Origin of the sequence: Streptomyces fumanus (genome assembly GCF_014655295.1) — a bacterium.
Classification (GTDB): Bacteria; Actinomycetota; Actinomycetes; order Streptomycetales; family Streptomycetaceae; genus Streptomyces; species Streptomyces fumanus.
On record NZ_BNBI01000006.1, the window covers coordinates 371,861 to 387,968 of the forward strand.

The 16,108-nt window shown below is 74.3% G+C and carries 9 protein-coding genes; 6 read left to right on the forward strand and 3 right to left on the reverse strand.

The features are described from left to right. Nucleotides 1-3 precede the first annotated feature (3 nt). Both IE316_RS15950 and IE316_RS15955 read left to right on the forward strand, forming a co-directional pair. Nucleotides 4-2,424 carry an SUKH-4 family immunity protein gene (locus IE316_RS15950; RefSeq protein ID WP_190204983.1) on the forward strand — a complete coding sequence of 807 codons (2,421 nt, stop codon included), beginning with the start codon at nucleotides 4-6 and terminating at the stop codon, nucleotides 2,422-2,424. Nucleotides 2,425-2,624: 200 nt separating this feature from the next. After that, complete coding sequence (locus IE316_RS15955) at nucleotides 2,625-3,509, forward strand: cellulose-binding protein (protein WP_190204984.1); 885 nt, start codon at nucleotides 2,625-2,627, stop codon at nucleotides 3,507-3,509. A gap of 82 nt (nucleotides 3,510-3,591) precedes the next feature. Here IE316_RS15955 and IE316_RS15960 read toward each other — a convergent pair whose 3' ends face one another. From IE316_RS15960 to IE316_RS15970, 3 genes are all read right to left on the reverse strand, one after another. Continuing rightward, entirely contained in the window at nucleotides 3,592-5,169 is a 1,578-nt protein-coding gene (locus tag IE316_RS15960; RefSeq protein ID WP_190205095.1) for a sodium/solute symporter, read from the reverse strand. A 26-nt stretch (nucleotides 5,170-5,195) separates the two neighbouring features. After that, nucleotides 5,196-5,645, reverse strand: coding sequence for a DUF485 domain-containing protein (locus tag IE316_RS15965; RefSeq protein ID WP_190204985.1), 450 nt, complete (start codon nucleotides 5,643-5,645; stop codon nucleotides 5,196-5,198). 186 nt (nucleotides 5,646-5,831) lie between these two features. Then, entirely contained in the window at nucleotides 5,832-7,331 is a 1,500-nt protein-coding gene (locus IE316_RS15970; protein WP_229910408.1) for an MFS transporter, read from the reverse strand. A 439-nt stretch (nucleotides 7,332-7,770) separates the two neighbouring features. Here IE316_RS15970 and IE316_RS15975 point away from each other — a divergent pair, with 439 nt between their 5' ends. From IE316_RS15975 to mfd, 4 genes are all read left to right on the forward strand, one after another. Next, entirely contained in the window at nucleotides 7,771-8,559 is a 789-nt protein-coding gene (locus IE316_RS15975) for an ABC transporter ATP-binding protein (RefSeq protein ID WP_190204986.1), read from the forward strand. Then, nucleotides 8,556-11,120 carry an ABC transporter permease gene (locus IE316_RS15980; protein WP_190204987.1) on the forward strand — a complete coding sequence of 855 codons (2,565 nt, stop codon included), beginning with the start codon at nucleotides 8,556-8,558 and terminating at the stop codon, nucleotides 11,118-11,120. Before IE316_RS15975 ends, IE316_RS15980 begins: the two co-directional genes overlap by 4 nt. Before the next feature lie 244 nt (nucleotides 11,121-11,364). Continuing rightward, nucleotides 11,365-12,324 (forward strand): D-2-hydroxyacid dehydrogenase family protein, encoded by a 960-nt coding sequence (locus IE316_RS15985; protein ID WP_190204988.1) that lies wholly within the window; start codon nucleotides 11,365-11,367, stop codon nucleotides 12,322-12,324. 145 nt (nucleotides 12,325-12,469) lie between these two features. Then, nucleotides 12,470-16,021 carry a transcription-repair coupling factor gene (gene mfd, locus IE316_RS15990; RefSeq protein ID WP_190204989.1) on the forward strand — a complete coding sequence of 1,184 codons (3,552 nt, stop codon included), beginning with the start codon at nucleotides 12,470-12,472 and terminating at the stop codon, nucleotides 16,019-16,021. Nucleotides 16,022-16,108 lie beyond the last annotated feature (87 nt).

Below are 16,108 nucleotides of genomic sequence, written 5' to 3' on the forward strand. Positions count from 1 at the left end.
CTGATGGTGACGTTCGCGCAGGCGCAGGAGCGCGCGGAGGAATGGATCAACGGCGAGGTGCCGGCGTACCAGCACCGTGAGGTGCGGGTACGGGAGTTCGGGCTGGGGTTCGTGGTCTGGGCCGAGGACCGGGCGGAGGGGCCGCGCTCGGACGGGGGCGGTCAGAAGCTGGTCATCGCCCGGGACAGCGGGGAGGCGACGCTGTGGCCGTCGCTGCCGGTGGGCGAGGTGATCCGCCGGTACGAGGAGGAGTACGGCCGTACCGACGCGGAACCGGACGCGGTGCCCGCCGCTCCCGCGCGGGTCGACCTCAACCAGACGTCGTTCCTGCTGAGTCCTCCGGAGTGGTTGCAGGAGGCGGCGGACAAGCTGGGTATCCCGGACAGCCGCCGGGGTGAGGGCGCGAAGGCGCCGATGCCGGGGGCCGGTGGGGGTGACGGGGCGGTGCCGGGGGCGCCGGCCGGGGCCACGCCGTGGGCCGGGACCGACACCACCGCGGACGACGGTGACGACCGTTCCGTACCCCTGCCCGAGACGGTGTTCGCGCCGCCGCTGACCGAGGAGGCGACGGCGGCGCCGGACGCCGAGACGGCACTGATGTCGGGCGGGAGCGGGCTTCCGCCGACGACGGAGGCGCCGGCGGTGGGGTCGACGGAGGCGCCGGGTGCGCCGCCTGTGCCGGGTGCGCCGCCCGTGCCGGGTACGCCGCCCGGGTCGCCCGTGCCGGGTACGCCGTCCGTGCCGAGTGCGCCGTCCGTGCCGGGTGCGTCGCCCGGGGCGCCCGTGCCGGGTGCGTCCGAGCGGCCGCTCGCGCCGCACGCCGGGGACATCGCCGACGCCGCGACCAGCAAGGCGTCGCCCTCGCCGCAGCGGGGCGGGGGCGTGTCGACGCCGCCTCCGCCGAGCGCGCCGCCGAGCGTGCCGCCGGGGGTGCGGCCCGGGAGTACGCCTCCGCCGCCGGCCTCCGCGCCGGGCGGTTACGTGCCGACGCAGCTCGCATCGCCCCTCGGCGGCGCGGACGGTCCCGGCCCCTCCGGTCCGCCCGGGACACCCCCGGGTGGCGTCCACCATGCCGCGACGGTGCTGGCCGATCCCGGCCGTCCGGGCACCACGCCGCCCCCGCCGGGTCCGCCCGGCGCCCCCGCAACTCCCCCCGCGCCGGGAACCCCTGGCGTACCCGGCGCCCCCAAGCCCCCGGGCGCTCCCGGTGCCGTGCCCCCCGGGCAGGACGGCGTGCACCACGCGGCGACCGTGCTGGCCACGCCCCCCGCGGGCGCCCCCGGCGCCGTACCGCCGCCCCACGGCGCCGTACCGCCGCCCCCCGGGTCCGTACCCCCGCCGGCCGCACCCCCCTTCGGTGCCGTGCCGCCGGGTGCCGCCCCGCAGCCGGGGGCCGTACCGCCCCCGGGAATGCCCCCGGCGTACGGATATCCGCCGCAGGTGCCGGGGCAGCCGACCGTCGGGCCCGGTTATCAGGCCGTGTTGCGGTACCGGGCGCACGACGGGTCCGAGCAGCAGGTGATCCGGCGTTCCGCGCCGGGCACCCCGCATCCGGAGTGGCAGATCTTCCACGAGCTGCGGGCCATGAACGTGCCCCCGGACCAGGTCCTGGAGCTGCACACGGAGCTGGAGTCCTGCGAGCTGCCGGGCGCGTACTGCGCACGGATGATCCGTGAGCAGTGGCCGCAGGCGCGGATCACCTCGATCGCCCCGTACGGCACGGATCACGCGAGCCGTCAGCAGGGGATGCGGGAACTTCTCGCGCACCAGGGCGAGTTGCATCAGGTCGCCGACGGTCCCGCGCGTCCGGCGCCGGTGCGCGCGCCGCTGCCGCCGGTGCCGCCCGCGCCGCCGGTGCCGCCGGAGGTCGTCGGGCAGGAGCTGGCCGGGGCGTTCGGGCCGGGGGTGTTCCGGTTCGAGCAGGCGGCGGTGGACCGGCAGGGCGTGCCGCCGATCGTGGCGCACACCCTGGTGGCGGCGGGACTGCCGCTGGACATGGGCCCGTTCTTCTGGGCGCAGGCCCAGCCGGGCCGTCCGGTGCCGACGCTGGCGGAACTGGCCGCCGAGCGCGGGGTGCAGCCGGCCCCGGACGCGGGTTCGTACCTGGTCGTCGGCAGTGACTTCGGCAAGGCGATCTGTGTGCAGTACGGCACGGCGAACATCGTGGCCGTGCCGGTGGAGGCCGGGCCGGGCGGGGCGCCGGTGCCGCCGCAGTTCGTGAACACCGGGCTGCCGGAGTTCGCGCGCTGCCTGGCGCTGCTGGGCCGGATGTGGCGGCTGCGGTACGGCCTGAACCAGGAGCAGGCGGGCCGCTGGACCGTCGACTTCCAGGCGCAGTTGGCCGCGCTGGACGCGGCGGCGCTGGGGTCGCCGGAGAGCTGGTGGTCGGTGCTGCTGGAGCAGATGTGGGACGGGTTGCTGTGACCCGGTGACCCGGGCGTAACTGACGTACAGGAGGAGGGGCCGGGGCCGGCCCCTCCTCCTGTACGTGTAGGTGTACGTGTACGTGTGCGTGTAGGCGTGCGGAGTGTCGCGCCGCGAACATCCCCCCTGATCCTTAAAGTCCGTTAAGTCCGAAAAATAACTACGTAAGACGGACGGATCGGGCGAACAGGGGTTTCCGTATGAGCAGCGCGCCGGTGCCGCCCCGCGGTTTCGGGACCGTACGGGGGCGCGGTTACCGTCCCGAGCAGGTCGAGGCGTGTGCCGCGGCCCTCTCCCAGGAGCGGGACGCCGCCTGGGAGCGGGCCGCCCGGCTCACCGTGCTGGCCCGGGAGATGGCCGAGGAACTGGCCGCTCTGCGGGAGGTGGTGGCCGGGCTCGCCCCGCAGGACTACGCGGAGCTGGGCGAACGGGCCCAGCGGTTCTTCCGGTTGGCGCGGGAGGAGGCCGCGGCCCTGCGGGAGGAGGCGCGGGCGTACGCCGCCGGGGTGGAACAGCAGGCGCGCGCCTTCGCCGCCGGCGTCGATGAGGCCGCGCGGGCGCATGCCGACGCGGTACGTGCCGACGCCGACGAACACGCCCGGCAGCGGCTGCTCGCGGCGCGCGCCGAGGCCGACGAGGAGCGGGTCGGGGCCCGGCGCGAGGTCCGGGCCGGGCGCGGCGAGGCGCTGGCCGCGCTGCGCGAGGTGCGGCGGCGTACCTCCGCGCTCCTCGCCGAGCAGGCCCGCGAGCACGCGGCGCGGTGGGCGGCGGCGGAGGCCGAGGAGGCGGAGCGGGTGGCCGCGCTGGAGGCGTGGGAGGCGGAGGCGGTGGCGCGGGCCGAGGGGGCGGTGGCCGTGGCCGAGCAGGAGCTGGCCGAGACCGTGGAGTGGGCCCGCCGGCTGCCGGAGGAGGCCCGCGCCCGGTCGGCGGAGCTGGTCGCCGAGGCCCGGGCCCGGGGCGAGCGGATCGCCCGGGAGACGGAACGGGTGCTGCGCGAGCACGGTGAGCGGTGGGACGTCGTCCAGGCCCAGATGGACCAGGTCCGCAGCCGCATCACCGCGCTGACCGGCCGCGCCGTGGAGTGACGCGGCCGCCGGCCGGCCGCACCGTGGGGCCCCGCCCCCTCGCCCCGGCCGCCGGCCGGCCGCACCGTAAGGGCCCGCCCCCTCACCCCGCGCTCCGTACCGCCCCCGCCAGCAGCTCCGCCTCGCCCGCCTCGTACCTCCGGCGCTGTTCCTCCGTACGGCGGCGGCCGGAGGCGAGGGTGCCGAGCCAGCCCGCGAGGAAGCCGGCCGGGACGGAGACCAGGGCCGTGGTGGTGAACGGGAACCAGGCGAAGTCGGCGTCGGGGAAGGCGGCGACGGGGGTGCCGGAGACCAGGCTGGTGCCCGGGAGCAGGGCGAACACCGCGAGGCTGCCGCCGATCAGCGTGCACAGCAGGCCGGTACGGGTGTAGCGGCGCCAGAAGAGGCTGTAGACCAGCGCGGGGCAGAGCGCGGAGGCGCCCAGGCAGAAGGAGAGCGTGGCCAGCGGCTGGAGGCTGCGGTGCTGCACCAGCGTGGCCAGGGCGATCGCGGGGATGCCGACCGCCACCGCGGACAGCCGGGCCAGCGTCATCTCCCGGCGGGGTGACAGCGCGCGGGCCCGCTGCGCGAACACGTCGTGGGCGAGGGAGTTGGCGCAGGCCAGGATCATGCCGGCGACCGAGGCGAGCAGGGTGAGGAACATCGCCGTGCCGACGGTGGTGAACAGGACGGTCTCCACCATGGTCACGTCGGTGCCGAAGGCGGCCCGGGAGCCCAGCAGGTACGCCGAGTTGCCGGCCGCGTCGGTCGCGGCGACCGTCTCCCGGCCGACCAGGGCGGTCGCGCCGAACCCGACGACGGTGACGACCAGCACGAACAGGGCGACCAGGGAGACCGCCCAGGACATCGACCGGCGGGCCTGGCGGGCGCCGGCGGCGGTGTACATGCGCATGGTGACGTGCGGGAGGCAGGCGCCGCCCAGCACCACCGCCAACTGGGAGGAGAGCATGTCCAGTCCGGGCCGGGGTCCGGCGGCGTACTCCAGGCCGGGGTGCAGGAACGCCTGGCCCGCGCCGCTGTTGCGGGCGGCGGCGAAGAGGGCGCCCGGGTTCCAGTGGAAGCGGTACAGCAGCAGGACGGTGACGACGGCGCCCGACCCGAGCAGCATCACGATCTTCAGGATCTGGATCAGGGCGGTGCCCTTCATCCCGCCGATCGCCGCGTAGCTGATCATCAGCGCGCCGACGCCGATGACGCAGCCGGTCCGCAGGGTCTCGCCGCTGAAGCCCAGCAGGAACGACATGAGCTGGCCGGTGCCGGCGAGCTGCACCAGCATCATCGGCAGCAGCGCGGCGATGGTCACCGCGCACGCCGTGATCCGCACCCCGCGGCCGGGGGTCTGCCGGGCCAGCACGTCGCCCATGGTGAACCGGCCCGCGTTGCGCAGCGGTTCGGCCATCAGGAACATCAGCAGCAGCAGGGAGAGCGCGGTACTGAGGGCCAGCACGACCCCGTCGAAGCCGAACAGGGCGATCACGCCGCCGGTGCCCAGCACGGTCGCCGCGGAGATGTAGTCGCCGGCGATGGCCAGGCCGTTGCGCATCGGCGACAGGGAGCTGTAGCCGGTGTAGAACTCGGCCAGGTCGTCGCGGTCCGGTCCGGTCATCACGCACAGCAGCAGGGTGACGGCGGCGACGGCCGAGAAGCCCACGAGCGCCATCGCCTGGGCGCCGTCGCTGAACCCGGTCACCGTCCCGCCTCCCGGTGCGCGTCCCCGGCGCTCTCCGCGCGGATGCGGTCCGCGAGGGGGTCGACCCGGCGGCGCGCGGTGCGCTCGTACAGGGCGATGGCCAGCCAGGTGACGGGGAGCTGGAGCAGGGCGAGCAGCAGGCCGGTGGAGAGGCCGGGGGTGACCGTGCCGGTCAGTGAGGACGGGGCGAAGGCGGCGAGGCCGAGGAAGACCAGGAAGTAGCCGAGCGCGGCGAAGGTGGCCGTCCGCCGCTGCCGGCGGTAGGCGGTGCGCAGATTCCGCAGGTCCCGGTGGTGGCCGAGCGGCCTGCGGTACGGGGCGGGGGCCGGGGGCGCGGCCGGTGGGGGCGGGGGCGGGCCGGGCTGCCAGGGGTAGGTGAGGTACGGCGGGGAGGAGTCGTGGGGCGGGTGGTGGTGCCGGTGCGATGTGCGGGGGTCGTGGGACATCCCGGGGCTCCTTGCGCGGCTCGGGTCCGGTGGGGCGGACCGCGGGGAGGGTGGGGGGAGCCACGGACGGTACTCGCGGGGCCGGGGACGCGGAGGTCTTCCCGGGGCGGAGTGGTCGGAACGCCAGCCACCGGGGCGTTTCCTTGGGCAGGGGCCCTGTGCGGGCCCGGCCCGCCCTACCCGGAGTCAGTCCTTCGTGAGCACCGGGAACCGGCGCGGCGCCAGCACCAGCAGCACCAGGAAGGCGAGGGCCGCCGCGCTCGCCGCGCCCAGGTAGACGGCGTGCACCGCGTCGGCGATCGCGCGGCGGAAGGGCTCACCGGCCGTGCCGGAGTCCAGCGCGCGGGTCACCGCGTCCAGGTCGCCCGCGCCGCCGAGCCGCGCGGCCAGCACCCCGTTGGCGACGGCGCCGAAGACGGCCGCGCCCGCCGTCTGCCCGGTCTGCCGGCAGAACAGCACCGACGCCGTGGCCGTACCCCGCTCCGACCAGCCGACCGTCGACTGCACGCCCACGATGAGCGGCAGTTGGAACAGTCCGAGGGCCGCGCCGAGCAGCAGCATCAGCGCGGCCGGCTGCCAGGCGTGGCCCGGGTACGGCAGGAAGGGGAAGGCCAGCAGGATCAGGGTGGCCGTGCCGATGCCCAGCAGGGCGGTGTCGCGGAAGCCGATCCTGCGGTAGACGTGCTGGCTGAGCGCGGCCGACACCGGCCAGCTCAGCGTCCACACCGACAGCACGAACCCGGCCGCCACCGGCGCCAGCCCCAGCACGGACTGCGCGTACGTCGGCAGGAACACCGTCGGCGCCACCATCAGCAGCCCCAGCGCGCCCAGCGCGAGATTGACCGCGGCGATGGTCCGGCGCCGCCACACCCAGCCCGGCATGATCGGGTCGGCCGCCCGGCGTTCGATCACCACCACGGCCACCAGCAGGACCAGGCCGGTGCCGAACAGCGTCAGCGAGGGCGCCGACCACCACGGCCAGGCGACCCCGCCCTGCACCAGCGCGGTCAGCAGCGCGCCGCCGCAGCCGAACACGGCCAGCGCGCCCGCCCAGTCCACCGGTGCGCGCGGGCCGGCCGCCTCCCGTCCGGGTTCGTGCAGATGACGGACGATCAGCCAGAGGGCGACCGCGCCGACCGGCAGGTTGACCAGGAAGATCCACCGCCAGTCGGCGTACGCGGCCAGCACCCCGCCCAGGCCGGGGCCGGCGACCGCGGACAGGGCCCACACGGTGGACAGCCGGGCCTGGATCTTCGGCCGTTCCTTCAGCGGGTACAGGTCGGCGGCGAGGGTCTGCACGGTGCCCTGGAGGGCGCCGCCGCCCAGGCCCTGCACGATCCGGAAGGCGATCAGGGCGCCCATGTTCCAGGCGAGCGCGCACAGCAGGGAGCCGAGCAGGAACAGGACGGCGCCCGCGACCAGGACGGGTTTGCGGCCGAAGGTGTCGGAGAGCTTGCCGTACACCGGGAGGGTGACGGTGACGGCGAGCAGATAGCCGGAGAACAGCCAGGAGAAGACGGAGAAGCCGCCGAGGTCGCCGACGATCTGCGGGACGGCGGTGGAGACGATGGTGGAGTCCAGCGCGGCCAGCGCCATCGCCAGCATCAGCGCGGCGACGACGGGGCCGCGCCGTGCCGGGCCGGCCGGCCGTACGGTGTCGGGTGTCGCGGGTCTGGTGCTGCCCACCCCGGGTTCCTCCCCTGAGTCCTGCGGTCGATGCCCCCTGCGCGAGTGCCGGGGATCAGCTTCCCACCTGAGCCGGTCGGCGCGGGAGGGCGGAGCCCGGGTGCGTCCGAAGGCGGAGGCCGGCCCCTGAGAAATCTCCACCGAGGGGTGGACCGCCCCTAGGGGTACCTCCGTACTACGGCTCGGGGAGGGTTCGTACCGGCGGAGGACGAGCGGGGCCCGGCGGGCTCCATAGTCTGGCTGGGCGCCGTCGGGGGGCGGCGTACCGGAGCGTCGGAGGTGGGGTTTTCCCCCGCCGAAGAGTGCGCTGAGCACCAGCGCGCCCGAGGGTCCGGTTCCACCAGACTCGACGCATCGCACCGCCCGGTACCGCCGGGCGTCCCACCGCCGCACCGGCGGTCTCGTCCGCTCACTCGATGACCGACATAGGAGTCATGCCATGACATCGGCCGTATCCATTCCCAGGCAAGGAAGCGCCGGAGGGCGTACGGCCGTCGCCGCGCGGGCGCGGCAGGTCGTGAAGGCGTACGGGGCGGGGGAGACCCGGGTGGTCGCCCTGGACCACGTGGACGTGGACATAGCGCGCGGCCAGTTCACCGCGATCATGGGGCCCTCGGGGTCCGGGAAGTCCACGCTGATGCACTGCCTGGCCGGCCTGGACACCGTGACCTCCGGTCAGATCTATCTGGACGAGACCGAGATCACCGCCCTGAAGGACAAGCGGCTCACCCAGTTGCGCCGGGACCGGATCGGCTTCATCTTCCAGGCGTTCAACCTGCTGCCGACGCTGAACGCGCTGGAGAACATCACGCTGCCCATGGACATCGCCGGCCGCAAACCCGACCAGGCGTGGCTGGACCGGGTGGTGGACACCGTCGGGCTCGCGGGGCGGCTCAAGCACCGGCCGACCCAGTTGTCCGGCGGCCAGCAGCAGCGGGTGGCGGTGGCGCGGGCGCTGGCCGCCCGGCCCGAGATCATCTTCGGGGACGAGCCGACCGGCAATCTCGACTCCCGGGCGGGCGCGGAGGTGCTGGGCTTCCTGCGCCGGTCCGTGGACGAACTCGGCCAGACCATCGTGATGGTCACCCACGACCCGGTCGCCGCCGGCTACGCGGACCGGGTGCTCTTCCTCGCCGACGGCCGGATCGTCGACGAGATGCTCAAGCCCACCGCGGACGCCGTGCTGGACCGCATGAAGGACTTCGACGCCCGGGGGCGTACGTCATGACCGTGTGGAAGACCTCGATGCGCAACTTCCTCGCGCACAAGGGCCGGATGGCGCTGTCGGCGGTGGCGGTGCTGCTGTCGGTGGCGTTCGTCTGCGGCACGCTGGTGTTCACCGACACCATGAACACGACGTTCGACAAGCTGTTCGCCGTCTCCTCCGCCGATGTCACCGTCGCCCCGAAGGGCGCCGACGCGGAGGAGGACGCGCAGAACGGGGTGCCCGAGTCGCTGCCGGCGGCCACCCTGGAGAAGGTCCGCTCGGCCGAGGGCGTCGCGGCGGCCGAGGGCGCCGTCGTCTCGATGAACGTCACCGTCGTCGACGCCGACAACGACAACGTGGGCGCCACCAACGGCGCCCCGACCCTGGCCGGCAACTGGACCAGGAACGACCTGCGGTCCATGGAGATCACCTCCGGGCACGCCCCGCGCGGGCCCACCGAGGCGATGGTCGACGCCGACACCGCCGACAAGCACGACCTGAAGATCGGCGACGAGCTGCGCACGATCTCCCAGACCGGGGACTTCCGGAGCCGGATCGTCGGCATCGCCACCTTCACCGTCACCAACCCCGGCGCGTCCGTCGTCTACTTCGACACCGCCACCGCCCAGCGTGAACTGCTCGGCGCCACCGACCGGTTCTCCCAGGTCAACATCACCGCCGAAGCCGGTGTCTCCGACGCCCGGCTCAAGCGGAACGTCACCGCGACGCTGGGCGGCGCCTACAAGGTGCAGACGGCCAAGGAGGCGTCGGACGAGGGCCGCGCGGACGTCGGCGAGTTCATGGACGTCATCAAGTACGCCATGCTCGGCTTCGCCGGGATCGCCTTCCTGGTCGGCATCTTCCTGATCATCAACACCTTCTCCATGCTGGTCGCCCAGCGCACCCGGGAGATCGGCCTGATGCGGGCCATCGGCTCCTCCCGCAAGCAGGTCAACCGGTCGGTGCTGCTGGAGGCGCTGCTGCTGGGCGTGGTCGGCTCGGTCCTCGGCGTCGCCGCCGGGGTCGGGATCGCGATCGGCCTGATGAAGCTGATGTCGGCGGCGGGCATGAACCTGTCCACCGACGACCTGACCGTGAAGGCGGCCACCCCGGTGGCCGGCCTGGTCCTGGGCGTGGTCGTCACCGTCCTCGCCGCCTACCTCCCGGCCCGCCGGGCCGGCAAGGTCTCCCCGATGGCCGCCCTGCGCGACGCCGGCACCCCGGCCGACGGCAAGGCCGGCCGGGTCCGCGCCCTGATCGGCCTGGTCCTGACCGCGGCGGGCGGCGCCGCCCTGTACGCGGCGGGCACGGCGGACAAGGCGAGCGACGGGTCGCTGATGCTCGGCGCCGGTGTGGTGCTGACCCTGATCGGCTTCGTCGTCATCGGCCCGCTGCTGGCCGGGGCGGTGGTCCGGGTGATCAGCGCGGTGCTGCTGCGGGCCTTCGGTCCGGTGGGCCGGATGGCCGAGCGCAACGCCCTGCGCAACCCCCGCCGCACCGGCGCCACCGGCGCGGCCCTGATGATCGGCCTGGCCCTGGTGGCCTGCCTGTCGGTGGTCGGCTCCTCCATGGTCGCCTCCGCCACCAGCGAACTGGACAAGTCGGTCGGCGCCGACTTCATCGTCCAGGGCAACCAGCGGATCGTCCCGGGAGCCGAGAAGGCGATGCGCGACACCCCGGGCCTGGCGCACGTCACCGGCTACAAGGAGGTCGACGCCACCCTCACCTCGCCCGACGGCGAGAAGGACACCGACGGCGTCACCGCCGCCGACCCCACCTACGCCGAGGACCTGCGCCGCCCGACCACCGCCGGCGACCTGGCCGACGCGTACGGCACCGACGCCATGGCGGTCGGCTCGGACTACGCCACCGCGCACGGCGTCCGGGTCGGCGACACCCTCACCGTCGCCTTCAAGGGCGGCCGGACCGCGAAGCTGAAGGTCGCCGCCATCACCGACGACGACACCGCCATCGACCAGGGCGCCCGCTACCTCAGCCTCACCACCCTGCGCAAGTACCTCCCGGCCGACCAGATCCCGCCGAACTCGATCATGTTCGCCAAGGCGGAGGAGGGACAGCAGGACCAGGCGTACGCGGCCCTGAAGAAGTCCCTGGACGCCTACCCCCAGTACCAGGTGCGGGACCAGACCGACTACAAGCAGGAACTGAAGGACCAGATCGGCCAGATGCTCAACATGGTCTACGGCCTGCTGGCCCTGGCGATCATCGTCGCGGTGCTGGGCGTGGTGAACACCCTGGCCCTCTCGGTGGTCGAACGGACCCGGGAGATCGGCCTGATGCGGGCCATCGGCCTCTCCCGCCGCCAGTTGCGCCGCATGATCCGGCTGGAGTCCGTGGTCATCGCCCTCTTCGGCGCCCTGCTCGGCCTCGGCCTGGGCATGGGCTGGGGCACCACCGCCCACAAGCTGCTCGCCCTGGAGGGCCTGAACGTCCTCGACATCCCCTGGCCCACCATCCTCGCCGTGTTCGCCGGCTCCGCCTTCGTCGGCCTGTTCGCCGCGCTGGTCCCGGCGTTCCGGGCGGGCCGCATGAACGTCCTGAACGCGATCGCGACGGAGTAGCCCGGACACGGGGGAACGACCACCGCGCGCGGGGGACGCGGGGGAAGGGCCCGGCGCCGGCCGTCCTCAAGGGACACCGGCACCGGGCCCCTTCACGTGCGTACCCGGACCGGACGCCGGCACCGGGCCCCGTCACGTGCGTACCCGCCCGGACGCCCGGCCGCCGGGCGTGATGTGATCGGTGGCGCCGGCGGCTTCCGGTGCCGGCCCGCCGCCACCAGCACGGAGTACGGAGAGACCCGACATGCGACTGCGCTGCGCCGTCCTCGACGACTTCCAGGGCGCCGCCCTGGACTCGGCCGACTGGAGCCCGATCCGGGACCGCGTCGAGGTCGTCGTCTTCCGTGACCACCTCGCCGACGAGGACGCGCTCGCCGCCCGCCTGGCCGGCTTCGACATCGTGGTCACCCTGCGCGAACGGGTCCCGTTCCCGGCCACCCTGCTCGACCGGCTGGACCGGCTCAGGCTGCTCGTCGCCTCCGGCATGCGCAACTCGGCCATCGACCTCGCCGCCGCCGCCCGCAACGGCGTGACGGTGTGCGGCACCGCCAGCTCCTCCACCCCGCCGGTCGAGCTGACCTGGGCGCTGCTGCTGGGCCTGGCCCGGGGCCTGGTCACCGAGAACGGCGCGCTGCGCGCGGGCGGGCCCTGGCAGTCCACCGTCGGCGCCGACCTGCACGGCCGCCGGCTCGGCCTGCTGGGCCTGGGCCGGATCGGCGCCCGGGTGGCCCGGGTGGGCCTGGCCTTCGGCATGACCGTCAGCGCCTGGAGCCAGAACCTGACCGGGGAACGGGCCGACGAGGTGAGCGTGGCACTGGCCCCCTCCAAGGACGAACTGCTGCGCGACAGCGACTTCGTCTCCGTCCACCTCAAACTCGGCGACCGCACCCGGGGCCTGATCGGCGCCCGGGAACTGGCCCTGCTGAAACCGACCGCCTACCTGATCAACACCTCCCGGGCGGCCATCGTCGACCAGGACGCCCTGCTGGACGCCCTGCGCGCGGGCCGGATCGCCGGCGCCGCCCTCGACGTCTTCGACACCGAGCCCCTCCCCGCCGACCACCCCCTGCGCACCGCGCCCCGCCTCCTGGCCACCCCCCACCTCGGCTACGTCACCCGCGCCAACTACACGACGTACTACGGCCAGGCCGTCGAGGACATCCGGGCCTACCTCGCCGGCGAACCCATCCGCCGACTGGGCTGATCCGCGCACGCGCCCGGCCCGCGGCCCCGGCGCCGTCCACAGGCCCGGGCGGGTGGGCCCGGTCCGTCGTACGCTGGACACCCCCGGCTCGTGCCCGCGCCGGGCCTTTCGTGTTGCACACCACCGGACGGAAAGCGCTCCCCCCATGAGCCTGCACGGTCTGCTCGACGCCGTCGTCAAGGACGCCGCCCTCGCGGAAGCGATCGCCGCGGCCGGCGACGGCAACCGCATGCACGTCGACCTGGTCGGCCCGCCCGCGGCCCGGCCGTTCTCGGTCGCCGCGCTCGCCCGCGGCTCGGGCCGCCCGGTGCTCGCCGTCACCGCCACCGGACGGGAGGCGGAGGACCTGGCCGCGGCCCTGCGGTCGCTGCTGCCGGCCGAGGGCGTGGTGGAGTACCCCTCCTGGGAGACGCTCCCGCACGAGCGGCTCAGCCCGCGCAGCGACACCGTCGGCCGCCGCCTCGCCGTGCTGCGGCGCCTGGCCCACCCCCGCCCCGACGACCCCGAGACCGGCCCCGTCTCCGTCGTCGTCGCCCCCGTACGGTCCGTGCTCCAGCCGCAGGTCAAGGGGCTGGGCGACCTGGAGCCGGTGGCGCTCAGGAGCGGTCAGCAGGCCGATCTCGGCCAGGTCACCGAGGCCCTGGCGGCCGCCGCGTACGCGCGGGTGGAGCTGGTGGAGAAGCGCGGGGAGTTCGCCGTGCGCGGCGGCATCCTCGACGTGTTCCCGCCCACCGAGGAACACCCCCTGCGCATCGAGTTCTGGGGCGACGACGTAGAGGAGATCCGCTACTTCAAGGTCGCCGACCAGCGGTCCCTGGAGGTCGCCGAGCACGGGCTGTGGGCGCCGCCCTGCCGGGAGCTGCTGCTCACCGACGAGGTCCGCCGCCGCGCCGCCGCGCTCGCCGAGGACCACCCCGAGCTGGGCGAACTCCTCGGCAAGATCGCCGAGGGCATCGCGGTGGAGGGCATGGAGTCCCTCGCGCCCGTCCTGGTCGACGAGATGGAACTGCTGCTGGACGTGCTGCCCGCGGGCGCCATGGCCGTCGTCTGCGACCCCGAGCGGGTGCGCACCCGGGCCGCGGACCTGGTGGCCACCTCGCAGGAGTTCCTCCAGGCGTCCTGGGCGGCGACCGCCGGCGGCGGCCAGGCGCCCATCGACGTCGGCGCGGCCTCCCTGTGGTCCCTCGCCGACGTCCGCGACCGGGCCCGTGAGCTGGGCATGATGTGGTGGTCGGTGTCGCCGTTCGCCGCCGACGACGCGGTCGAGGACGCCGACACCCTCAAGCTGGGCATGCACGCCCCCGAGACCTACCGCGGCGACACCGCCAAGGCGCTCGCCGACACCAAGGGCTGGCTCGCCGAAGGCTGGCGCGTCGCCTACGTCACCGAGGGCCACGGCACCGCCGCCCGCACGGCCGAGGTGCTCGGCGGCGAGGGCATCGCCGCCCGGCTGGCCGTGCCCGGCGCCGGCTCGGCCGGCCTCGGCGAGCTGAGCCCCTCCGTGGTGCACGTCGCCTGCGGCTCCCTCGACCACGGCTTCGTCGACCCGGCGCTGCAACTGGCCGTGCTCACCGAGACCGACCTGTCCGGGCAGAAGGCGGCCGGCCGCGAGGGCGCCAGGATGCCCGCCCGGCGCCGCAAGACCATCGACCCGCTCACCCTGGAGGCGGGCGACTACATCGTCCACGAGCAGCACGGCGTCGGCCGGTACATCGAGATGGTCCAGCGCACCGTGCAGGGCGCCACCCGCGAGTACCTCGTCGTGGAGTACGCCCCCGCCAAGCGCGGCCAGCCCGGCGACCGCCTCTACATCCCCACCGACCAGCTCGAACAGATCACCAAGTACGTCGGCGGCGAGGCCCCCACCCTGCACCGCCTGGGCGGCGCCGACTGGACCAAGACCAAGGCCCGCGCCAAGAAGGCCGTCAAGGAGATCGCCGCCGACCTGATCAAGCTCTACAGCGCCCGGATGGCCGCCCCCGGCCACGCCTTCGGCCCGGACACGCCCTGGCAGCGCGAGCTGGAGGACGCCTTCCCGTACGCGGAGACCCCCGACCAGCTCACCACCATCGCCGAGGTCAAGGAGGACATGGAGAAGTCGGTCCCGATGGACCGCCTGATCTGCGGCGACGTCGGCTACGGCAAGACGGAGATCGCCGTGCGGGCCGCCTTCAAGGCCGTCCAGGACGGCAAGCAGGTCGCCGTGCTGGTGCCGACCACCCTGCTGGTGCAGCAGCACTACGGCACGTTCAGCGAGCGCTACGCCCAGTTCCCGGTGAACGTGCGGGCGCTGTCCCGGTTCCAGACCGACGCCGAGGCCAAGGCCACCCTGGAGGGTCTGCGCGAGGGCTCGGTCGACGTCGTCATCGGCACCCACCGGCTGTTCTCCTCCGAGACCAAGTTCAAGGACCTCGGCCTGGTCATCGTCGACGAGGAGCAGCGCTTCGGCGTCGAGCACAAGGAGCAGCTCAAGAAGCTGCGCGCCAACGTCGACGTGCTCACCATGTCCGCCACGCCCATCCCGCGCACCCTGGAGATGGCGGTCACCGGCATCCGCGAGATGTCCACGATCACCACCCCGCCCGAGGAACGCCACCCGGTGCTGACCTTCGTCGGCCCCTACGAGGAGAAGCAGATCGGCGCCGCCATCCGCCGCGAGCTGCTCCGCGAGGGCCAGGTCTTCTACATCCACAACCGGGTCGAGTCCATCGACCGCGCCGCCGCCCGGCTCCGCGACATCGTCCCCGAGGCGCGGATCGCCACCGCCCACGGCCAGATGTCCGAACAGGCCCTGGAGCAGGTCGTGGTGGACTTCTGGGAGAAGAAGTTCGACGTGCTGGTCTCCACCACGATCGTGGAGTCCGGCATCGACATCTCCAACGCCAACACCCTCATCGTCGAGCGCGGCGACAACTTCGGCCTCAGCCAGCTCCACCAGTTGCGCGGCCGGGTCGGCCGCGGCCGCGAGCGCGGCTACGCGTACTTCCTCTACCCGCCCGAGAAGCCGCTGACCGAGACCGCCCACGAGCGGCTCGCCACCATCGCCCAGCACACCGAGATGGGCGCCGGCATGTACGTGGCGATGAAGGACCTGGAGATCCGCGGCGCCGGCAACCTGCTCGGCGGCGAGCAGTCCGGGCACATCGCGGGCGTCGGCTTCGACCTGTACGTGCGGATGGTCGGCGAGGCGGTCGCGGACTACCGGGCCGCCCTGGAAGGCGGCGTGGAGGAGGAGCCGCCGCTGGAGGTCAAGATCGAGCTGCCGGTCGACGCGCACGTCCCGCACGACTACGCCCCCGGCGAGCGGCTGCGCCTGCAGGCGTACCGGGCGATCGCCTCGGCCAACACCGAGGAGGACATCGTCGCGGTCCGCGAGGAACTCGCCGACCGGTACGGCAAACTGCCCGAGCCGGTGGAGAACCTGCTGCTGGTCGCGGGCCTGCGGATGCTGGCGCGGGCGTGCGCCGTCGGCGAGGTCGTGCTCCAGGGCAACAACATCCGCTTCGCGCCGGTGGAGCTGCGCGAGTCGCAGGAGCTGCGCCTGAAGCGGCTCTACCCGGGCAGTGTGATCAAGACCACCGCCCACCAGGTGCTCGTCCCCCGCCCGAAGACCGCCAAGGTCGGCGGCCGGCCGCTGGTGGGCCGGGAACTGCTGGCCTGGGTCGGGGAGTTCCTGACCACGATCCTGGGCTCCTAGCCACCGGGCCGCCACCGGCGAACCGGTGGCGGCCCGGCGGCGGCCCGTACCGCCCGCGCGACGAGCCGTCCACGGAACCCGCGGGTC